Here is an 8,507-nt window from a genome sequence, read left to right on the forward strand (position 1 = left end):
CCATTCTCCCGCTTGTTGTTTAAATGGAGAAAGCTGCCAACTCCAGCTAGTTTTTGCAAAAGTATCTGTCATAGTGGGGAGGGGGGAGTGGGGAGTGGGGAGTGGGGAATGGGGAATGGGGAATGGGGCAGGGAGCAGGGAGAAGATTTTTCCCCTCTGCCTCTTTCCAATGCCCAATGCCCAATGCCCAATGCCCAATGCTCAATCCCCAATGCCCAATGCCCAATGCCCAATGCCCAATGCCCAATCCCCAATGCCCAATCCCCAATGCCCAATCCTAACTATTTAGATACGTATATCTTCTGAGACTCTGTTCGTAGGTTTGTAGGAGTCGCTGAGATTCTGCTAGGGTAATGCGCTTTTCTTCTAATGCTTTCTCGCAACGCTGGCGAATGTTTTCCACCATATCTTCGGAGTCATACTGGACATAGCTCACTACTTCGCTCATGGTGTCACCTTTGACAACGTGTTCAATCTGGTAGCCTTTGGGCGTCAATTGAATGTGAACAGCGTTGGTATCACCAAATAAGTTGTGCAAATTGCCCATGATTTCCTGGTAAGCTCCATTCAGGAACATTCCCAAATAATAGGGTTCTCCGGGCTTGTAGGTGTGCAACTCTAATACCGATTTGACATCGCGCAGGTCTATAAAGCGGTCGATTTTACCATCACTGTCGCAGGTGAGGTCTGCTAAAATTCCTCGCCGGATTGGTTCTTCATCCAAGCGGTGGATTGGCATGATCGGGAATAGCTGATCGATCGCCCAGCAATCTGGTGCTGATTGAAACACTGACATATTCACGTAGTAGATGGAAGCCATGATTTTTTCTAGGTCTTCCAGTTCATCGGGTACGTATTCTTGCTGTCTGGTGATCTTGAGAATTTTCTGACAACAAGCCCAGTAGAGGCGTTCGGCTTTGGCTCGTTCTCTGAGGCGTAATATTCCTAAGTTGAAGCGACTGATGGCTTCTTCTTTGAATTGTGCAGCGTCGTGGTACAATTCCTGGTAATTCTCTTGGTTAATGGATTGGTAGCTTTCCCAAAGATAATTAATAATTGGGGATTCTCCCTCTTGTGGTGGTTCTGGTGAATCGAGGGGGACATCGCTAGTACTGAGAACATCAAAAATCAGCACCGACTGATGGGAAGCGATCGCCCGTCCACTTTCACTAATCAGTGTTGGTACAGGAATCTGCCGCTCTGCACAGGTATCTTTTAACTCTGCCACAATGTCGTTGGCATAGTTCTGCATGTTATAATTTTTCGATGCATAAAAGTTGGTTTGGGAGCCATCATAATCTACGCCCAAGCCGCCACCAACATCAAGGTATTTCATATCCGCCCCCAGCATCGACAATTCCACATAAATGCGGCTGGCTTCTTGGATGGCATCTTTAATCACATTAATGGCAGAGATTTGTGAGCCGATGTGGAAGTGCATCAACTGCAAAGAATCGAGCAGGTTAGCTTCGCGTAACTTGTCAACAGCCTCGATTACTTCAGGCATTGTCAAACCAAATTTAGCGCGATCGCCACTGGAAGCTCCCCAACGTCCCATACCTTGAGTACTGAGTTTGGCACGAACACCTAATATCGGTTTAATACCTAACTGGCGATTGGCATCAATCACCAAATCTACCTCTTCAATTTGTTCTAAAACGATGATTGGTGTTTGCCCTAGTCTTTGGGCTAACATTGCCGTTTCAATGTATTCTCGGTCTTTGTAGCCGTTGCAAACTAACAATGCTCCTGGTGTATCCAAGACAGCCAGAGCAATCATTAATTCTGGCTTGGAACCGGCTTCTAAACCAAATTGATGAGGCTTGCCAAATTTCACTAAATCCTCAATCAAATGCCGCTCTTGGTTGCATTTGACGGGAAAGACGCCACGGTAGACACCCGGGTAATTGTAGCGGGCGATCGCTTTGGCAAAACAAGCATTCAAGCGCTCAATCCGGTCTTCCAAAATATCGGAAAAGCGAATCAACATGGGAAGTCCCAAGTTGCGCTGCTTCATGGCATTGACCAATTCAAACAAGTCAAGAGATCCCCCGCGATCGCCCTTGGGTGCGACGGTAACATGACCAGCAGCGCTAATGGAAAAATAAGGTTGTCCCCAACCTTCAATCCGGTATAAGGCTTCACTATCCTCAATTTTCCAAGAGCGAGGTAAATCTCCTGTGGTAGAACTAGGTGGTAACAGCTTTTTTTGCTTATGATTTTTCACTTCTTTGTGTCCATTGGACGGTAGTTGTACCACCTCGTCAGATGTAGTAGTTGATTCAACACCCATTTCTTCCTAGCCTCTGTTTTTCGCCCACAATTTAACAATTTAACGCATTCATTTGGGAACGTATATGCACCCAAAGATAATTTCTGAGATAAACTCTGATTGGTCATTGGTCATTAGTCATTGGTCATTAGTCATTGGTCATTAGTCATTGGTCATTGGTCATTAGTCATTGGTCATTAGTGGAAAACCCTTGGACTCAAGACAGAGGACGACAAAGGACAAAGGACAATTGACAAATGACAAATGACAATTGACAAAATAAAAAATTCATTAAGTTTTTGGAGATAGCTTTGGAACGTACATTCTTAGCAATTAAGCCAGATGGAGTACAACGGGGATTAGTGGGGGAAATTATCCGTCGCTTTGAAACTAAAGGTTTTACCCTAGTTGGTTTAAAGTTTCTTAAAGTCAGTCGGGAATTGGCTGAACAACACTATGATGTTCACCGGGAACGTCCCTTTTTTCCTGGTCTAGTCGAATTTATCACTTCTAGCCCAGTAGTAGCGATGGTATGGGAAGGTGATGGCGTTGTTACATCTGCCAGAAAGATTATTGGTGCGACGAACCCCTTAACATCAGAACCAGGAACGATTCGTGGCGATTTTGGCCTAGATATTGGTCGCAACTTAATCCACGGTTCTGATGCTCAAGAGACCGCGCAACGGGAAATAGCCCTATGGTTTAAGGATGAAGAATTAGTAAATTGGCAACCACACTTAACGCCTTGGTTGCACGAGTAAAAAATTAGGGAGTGGGGAGTGGGGAGTGGGGGGAGATGAGGGAGTGGGGAGTGGGGAGTGGGGGGAGATGAGGGAGTGGGGGAGATGAGGGAGTGGGGGGAGATGAGGGAGTGGGGGGAGATGAGGGAAGTAAGTTCTTCCTCATCCCCCTCATCCCCCTCATCCCCCTCACTTACTTAGAGACTTCGCTCTTTTCTGGTTCTACTTGGGGTAATTCAGTGCCAACACGCTTGGAAAATCCCCAGCCTAAAATCAGGAAGATGGCAGCAATCATGATCCATTCTGGTGGAACTAAATTATCGTTCACCACTTTCAAAAACAAGCGCAAGCCTACCAACGCTACAGTTACATAGCCTGCGTCCTCTAGGTTTTCATATTCGTCTAGCCAACGGATAAACAATCCCGCCATGAATCGCAGCGTAATAATACCAATTGTTGCACCCGTCAGTACTAGCCATTTTTCTTGAGAAACTGCGATCGCAGTTGTCACGCTATCCAAAGAAAATGCCAAATCTGTAAATGCAATCACTGGTATCGCTTGCAATAATGAATCAAAACGGGGCCCGTGATGGTGATCGTCTTCACCTTCTTGAGAGGTAAAGTGTTGGAATACCAACCAAAGCAGATAAGCAGCGCCCAATAATTCAAATTGCCAGAATTGTTGCACCCAAGTGGCAGTGAGAATCAGGGTGATTCGCAGCACATAAGCAACGACTAAACCAAAGTTCAAAGCTTTACGCTCAAGTTCTTTGTCTTCCAGCCCCCGAGCGATCGCAGCTAGGGCGATGGCATTGTCGGCAGATAACAGCGCCTCTAAAAGCACCAAGATCAGCAGAACTATAGGGGCTTCAATGCTGAAATGAAAGTCGAGGTAATCAAAAATTCGGTCTAGCATTCCGGGTTTCTCAAGCAGAAAAAATTAAAATTTGACAAGAACAGAGATTTTAATATTAAAAAGCGCAATAAATTGCCACTCTAATTCAGCTTAACGTGGTTGTGGTGCATTTTGAAGAGGGTTAAATGTGTGCGATCGCCCTGCGAGTGGGGTAATTTGCGTATAAGTCAATACACCAAAAGTTTTAACATTTAGCTTAAGGCGATCGCAATGGACTGCTGTCATTTCGCATCTAGAATTAGAATATAGCAATCCTAAATCATTCGTGAAAAGTTAGATCCCCGACTTCTTAAAGAAGTCGGGGATCTGGACACTGAGAATTTTCACAAATCAGATAGGATTGCTATATGAGAACAAAAATATGGTAAGAGTTTATGAATATTTCCTTAACAACCGAGCTTGAGCAGTTCATTCAAAGTCAGGTTGCAAGCGGAAAGTACACCTCAAATGAGGAAGTGATTCTTGCAGGTATTAGACTGTTGGAGGAACGGGAACGTATTTACAAGGGTCGGTTTGAGGAACTGCAAAGGGAAATTGCGATCGGGGTTGAGCAACTTGATTGCCAAGAACGACTCGACGGTAGAGAAGTAATCGAGCAATTGCGTCAAAAGAACCAAGCTTTGAGAAAGACTCAGGCACAATAATGAGTTTATATTTTCTATCGCTTCAAGCTACCGAGGACTTACAAGAAATTAACGATTACCTGTTTGCTGGAAATCCAGATATCGCAGATAGAGCCATGTCCCGCAAGGAACTGAAGTTCCTTGCTAATAGCGAAAGTCATCTAAAGATGACTAAATAATCCGAAAAATCTTTAGTCTACTTTAGTAGACTTTAGCTATTAGCCTGAAACTTTAGTTCCAGGCGGGTGAGTCAAGCCGAAAGTTTTGCTATTTCTAGGCTTTTGTTGACACCAATGCACATTGCTAAACCCCTACGATAGATGTGGTTCAAGTAGGGTGCGTTGCGCCCTTGCGATAACGCACCATCTTGATATATCCTATTGCATTAAAATCTGACGGATTACAGCTATTTTCAGGTAAATAGACCACGCGGTAGGGGTTTAGCATTGCTAAACCCCTACGATAGATGTGGTTCAAATACATGAAAACTGCTGTAAAATACTCATTACCTCGCTTGGGTTGGCGGTTGGTAGTAGCGGACTCCAATCGCCGATGCTGGGGTAGCCAATCACTTGCAGATAGTGAATTGTCCTAGTAACTGCTTTTGGAGAACCTATTAAAAGATGTTTAATCGGTTCTCTTTTTGGTAATTGATTTTCAGAAGATTGATTCAGGATGGGTGTATTTAAGTTTTCGCCATCTAAGTACTGTTGTAATTCTGATTGGGCGAAGTTGTGATTTTTTACAAACTTTTGTACTTGTGCCATCATTGTAATTGTCTCCCAGAATGGGGGTTTACAGAAAGGCGATCGCAGGCTCTTGGCGGAGGGCGATCGCCTTTCTTATTTGGATAATGTAGTATAATCTTATACTTATAAATCCCTAAATAAAAAATAAATTAAAAGTCAAAAGTATTTATTTGTAGCTACAATTATTTTTTTGCCGTCGTTATTTGGCATCTATAATTAGAATATGAGAACAAAAATATGGTAATAATTTATGAATATTTCCTTATGAATGACACACTTCTACAACGCATTACTCATAATCCAGATATCTGCCACGGTAAACCCTGTATTCGAGGACTTCGTTATCCAGTTGAGTTAATTTTAGAACTACTCAGTTCTGGTATGACTAATGAGGAAATATTGGCAGATTATGACGATTTAGAATATGAAGATATTCAGGCTGTCTTGCTGTTTGCTGCTCGACTTAGCCAAGTCAAAAGCATTCATCGAATTGCCTCATGAAATTTCTTGTGGATGCTCAGTTACCAGTTCGTCTTGCGCGTTTTCTCAAAACTTCAGGTTATGACACGATCCACACCAGAGATTTACCAGGGGAAAATGCTACGCCAGATAATGAGATTAATGCTGTATCAATTCAACAAAATCGAATTTTAATTACTAAAGATGTGGATTTTGTCAACTCTTTTTTAACAGTTCAGCAACCTTATAAACTACTTTTAATTACGACAGGCAATATTAAAAACTTAGAATTGGAATCCTTATTTATAGCTAACTTTCAATCTGTAGTTGAATTGTTTAAGCAGCATTCCTATATTGAAATAAAAAACTCCACCCACAAGGGGATGGAGTTTTTGGGCATGGGGAATGGGGCATGGGGAAGAAGTTACCAATGCCCTATGCCCAATGCCCCAAGCGACGGGCGAGCAACCTCGACCACCCACGAGGGGATGGAGTTTCCCGTCGCTTTCAATAAATCGAGATGCGATTATTGTGCATCAGTAGCGATCGCAGAGGTAGGTGCGTTGTCGCAAAACGCAACGCACCATCTAAATATGTTCTATTGCATTAAAATCTGACGGATTAAAATACTCATTACCTCATCTGCGTTGCCGGTTGGTACTAATGGACTCCAGTCTCCTGTGCTGGCGTAGCCAATTACTTGCAAATAGTGGATTGTGCTGGTAACGGCTTTTGAAGAACCAATGAGTAAATGTTTAATTGGTTCTCTTTTGGGTAATAGATTTGCAAAAGGTTGATTGGAGGCAGGTGTATTTATATTTTCGCCACCTAAGTATTGTTGCGGTTCTGATTGATTTTCTACAAAATCTTCTTCTTGTGCCATGACTATAATTTTCTCCCAGAATAAAGGTTTAGGGAAAAGCGATCGCAGGCTCTTGGCGGAGGGCGATCGCCTTTCTTATCTTGATATTAAAGTATAATTTTATACTTGTAAAGTATTAATTTAAAAATAATTTAGCATTATTGAATTGCGGCATGAATCGGGAGCATCGCAAATGTGTAAAAACATATATTTGTCATTGCGAGCGTAATGAAATGGAGCGAAGCAATTCGCTTGCGACTAGGTGTTGCGATTGCTTCATTCCGCTTCTCTACGAGACGCTACCGCGAACGCTTCATTGGCAATGACAATCTGTTATCTTAGCAATTTGCTCTCATTGGGATGCTCCCATGAATCCAAATGTAGAGACGTTGCAATGCAACGTCTCCATAGCAACAGCCAAGGTGTTATACCGTTTCACCTTAAGATTTGTACCCTTTTCTTTTTTGGTCAAAGGTATCGTTCATCGACAGGACTTATGCAAAGGCAACGTATTTTCGTCATTGCAAGCGTTGCGAACGCGAGTGCGTCTCTTAGAGTTGCAATCTCGTCAAGACTGGGATTGCAACGCTTGACTGCGTTCCGCTCGCAATGACTAATCATCGCTGCGTAAGTCCTGATCGAATTCGGGGAGTTGTTCATCGAATTCGGGGAGTCGTTTATTGAATTCGGGGTGTCGTTTATTGAATTTGGGGAGTCGTTTATTGAATTTGGGGTGTCGTTCATCGAATTCGGGGTGTCGTTCATCGAATTCGGGGAGTTGTTCATTGAATTCGGGGAGTAGTTTATTGAATTCGGGGTGTCGTTTATTGAATTTGGGGAGTCGTTTATTGAATTCGGGGAGTTGTTTAAGTGGGTATGCAAAAATATTTATGTCATTGCGAACGAAGTGAAGCAATCGCAAGGCCTTGCGATTGCTTCGTTCCGCTTCTCTACGAGACGCTACCGCGAACGCTACACTCGCAATGACAATGTATATTTAATTTTGCATGACTACTTACATGAAATCAGCAACGTCAATATTTTTATTTTTTCTGAAGATATTCAGGCTGTCTTGTTGTTTGCTGCTTGACTCAGCGCAAAGTTTCCTTGGCAGACTGCTAGCTGTGTTTTATGATTACAACTTTCGCTTCACTCAAATAAACTTAAAAGCTTTGTTTCATGTAAAACTGAGCAAACTCCACAATCTCTGCTGCTAAATCTGGTTTTCTGGCATCTAACCAGCAAAGCCCACCAGGATAGTTGCGATCGCAGTAGCTGTAATTGGTTCCAAAATATCCTACCTTATCCAACAACATTTTGACTCATGGATACAATAATAGATGTTTACATTCCAGAGACATAGAGGCTAATCCCGTCTCTCTGGTGAAAGTAGGGTGAGGAAAACTTTCAACGTTATTAACCAAAGTTTTAACGTGAGTAACAATTGCTTTAACATTCATAAGAAAAAATTTAATTTTTGCAAGAAATGTTTAAACCTTTCTTATACATGCTTCAACCTGAGTAACAATTGCTTTAACATTCATAAGAAAAAATTTAATCTTTGCAAGAAATGCTTACAGCTATTTTCAGGTAAATAGACCACGCGGTAGGGGTAAAGCACATTGCTCATTGGTGTCAACTTAAGCTAAAAATCGCTTATCTGTTGGCTTCCACGCCCGCCCAGAAATGAATTTCAGCGGCTCATAGCTAAAGTCTACTCAAGTAGACTAAAGATTTTTGGCTATATTTAGTCATCTTCAGATGACTTTCGCTATTAGCAAGGAACTGAAGTTCCTTGCGGGACATGGCTTTTACGTTAAGTTGACACCAATGAGCAATGCGCTTTACCCCTACAACAGATGTGGTTCAAATACATGAAAACTGCT

The 8,507-nt window shown here is 42.6% G+C and carries 15 protein-coding genes; 9 read left to right on the forward strand and 6 right to left on the reverse strand.

Annotated features, from left to right (window positions below; translation table 11 throughout):
- Positions 1-101 precede the first annotated feature (101 nt).
- Positions 102-281 (forward strand): hypothetical protein, encoded by a 180-nt coding sequence (locus tag LC574_RS14515; RefSeq protein WP_229454173.1) that lies wholly within the window; start codon positions 102-104, stop codon positions 279-281.
- On the opposite strand, the gene speA is transcribed toward LC574_RS14515, so the two are convergent.
- A complete protein-coding gene (speA, locus tag LC574_RS14520) occupies positions 278-2,293 on the reverse strand; it encodes a biosynthetic arginine decarboxylase (RefSeq protein ID WP_229454174.1) in 2,016 nt (671 codons plus the stop codon). The genes LC574_RS14515 and speA overlap by 4 nt on opposite strands.
- A gap of 290 nt (positions 2,294-2,583) precedes the next feature.
- Here speA and ndk point away from each other — a divergent pair, with 290 nt between their 5' ends.
- Positions 2,584-3,033, forward strand: a complete 450-nt coding sequence (ndk, locus tag LC574_RS14525) for a nucleoside-diphosphate kinase (RefSeq protein ID WP_229454175.1) — start codon at positions 2,584-2,586, stop codon at positions 3,031-3,033.
- A gap of 57 nt (positions 3,034-3,090) precedes the next feature.
- Entirely contained in the window at positions 3,091-3,213 is a 123-nt protein-coding gene (locus LC574_RS38010) for a hypothetical protein (protein WP_267871534.1), read from the forward strand.
- On the opposite strand, the gene LC574_RS14530 is transcribed toward LC574_RS38010, so the two are convergent.
- Together LC574_RS14530 and LC574_RS38015 are read right to left on the reverse strand one after the other, a co-directional pair.
- Complete coding sequence (locus LC574_RS14530) at positions 3,206-3,928, reverse strand: TerC family protein (RefSeq protein WP_229454176.1); 723 nt, start codon at positions 3,926-3,928, stop codon at positions 3,206-3,208. The genes LC574_RS38010 and LC574_RS14530 overlap by 8 nt on opposite strands.
- A 90-nt stretch (positions 3,929-4,018) precedes the next feature.
- Positions 4,019-4,153, reverse strand: coding sequence for a hypothetical protein (locus LC574_RS38015; RefSeq protein WP_267871535.1), 135 nt, complete (start codon positions 4,151-4,153; stop codon positions 4,019-4,021).
- Positions 4,154-4,302: 149 nt separating this feature from the next.
- On the opposite strand from LC574_RS38015, the gene LC574_RS14535 reads away from it, so the two are divergent.
- Together LC574_RS14535 and LC574_RS14540 are read left to right on the forward strand one after the other, a co-directional pair.
- A complete protein-coding gene (locus LC574_RS14535) occupies positions 4,303-4,572 on the forward strand; it encodes a type II toxin-antitoxin system ParD family antitoxin (protein ID WP_229454177.1) in 270 nt (89 codons plus the stop codon).
- Positions 4,572-4,730 carry a type II toxin-antitoxin system RelE/ParE family toxin gene (locus LC574_RS14540; RefSeq protein ID WP_229454178.1) on the forward strand — a complete coding sequence of 53 codons (159 nt, stop codon included), beginning with the start codon at positions 4,572-4,574 and terminating at the stop codon, positions 4,728-4,730. Before LC574_RS14535 ends, LC574_RS14540 begins: the two co-directional genes overlap by 1 nt.
- Before the next feature lie 294 nt (positions 4,731-5,024).
- Here LC574_RS14540 and LC574_RS14545 read toward each other — a convergent pair whose 3' ends face one another.
- Positions 5,025-5,321 (reverse strand): hypothetical protein, encoded by a 297-nt coding sequence (locus LC574_RS14545; protein ID WP_229454179.1) that lies wholly within the window; start codon positions 5,319-5,321, stop codon positions 5,025-5,027.
- A gap of 243 nt (positions 5,322-5,564) precedes the next feature.
- Between LC574_RS14545 and LC574_RS14550 the strand changes: the two genes are divergently transcribed.
- A complete protein-coding gene (locus LC574_RS14550; RefSeq protein ID WP_229454180.1) occupies positions 5,565-5,801 on the forward strand; it encodes a DUF433 domain-containing protein in 237 nt (78 codons plus the stop codon).
- Complete coding sequence (locus tag LC574_RS14555; protein ID WP_229454181.1) at positions 5,798-6,376, forward strand: DUF5615 family PIN-like protein; 579 nt, start codon at positions 5,798-5,800, stop codon at positions 6,374-6,376. The genes LC574_RS14550 and LC574_RS14555 overlap by 4 nt, the downstream gene beginning before the upstream one ends.
- Here LC574_RS14555 and LC574_RS14560 read toward each other — a convergent pair.
- On the reverse strand, positions 6,358-6,642 hold the full coding sequence (locus tag LC574_RS14560) for a hypothetical protein (RefSeq protein WP_229454182.1): 285 nt from the start codon (positions 6,640-6,642) through the stop codon (positions 6,358-6,360). The two genes, LC574_RS14555 and LC574_RS14560, sit on opposite strands and share 19 nt — an antisense overlap.
- A 347-nt stretch (positions 6,643-6,989) precedes the next feature.
- Between LC574_RS14560 and LC574_RS14565 the strand changes: the two genes are divergently transcribed.
- Positions 6,990-7,214: a hypothetical protein gene (locus LC574_RS14565; RefSeq protein ID WP_229454183.1), complete on the forward strand. Its 225-nt coding sequence runs from the start codon at positions 6,990-6,992 to the stop codon at positions 7,212-7,214.
- Positions 7,215-7,438: 224 nt separating this feature from the next.
- A complete protein-coding gene (locus LC574_RS14570; protein WP_229454184.1) occupies positions 7,439-7,711 on the forward strand; it encodes a hypothetical protein in 273 nt (90 codons plus the stop codon).
- A 73-nt stretch (positions 7,712-7,784) separates the two neighbouring features.
- Here the strand turns inward: LC574_RS14570 and LC574_RS14575 are convergent, their stop codons facing one another.
- Positions 7,785-7,937 (reverse strand): hypothetical protein, encoded by a 153-nt coding sequence (locus LC574_RS14575; protein ID WP_229454185.1) that lies wholly within the window; start codon positions 7,935-7,937, stop codon positions 7,785-7,787.
- Positions 7,938-8,507: the final 570 nt, after the last annotated feature.

This window comes from Nostoc sp. CHAB 5715, assembly GCF_020829685.1.
Lineage (GTDB): Bacteria > Cyanobacteriota > Cyanobacteriia > Cyanobacteriales > Nostocaceae > Nostoc.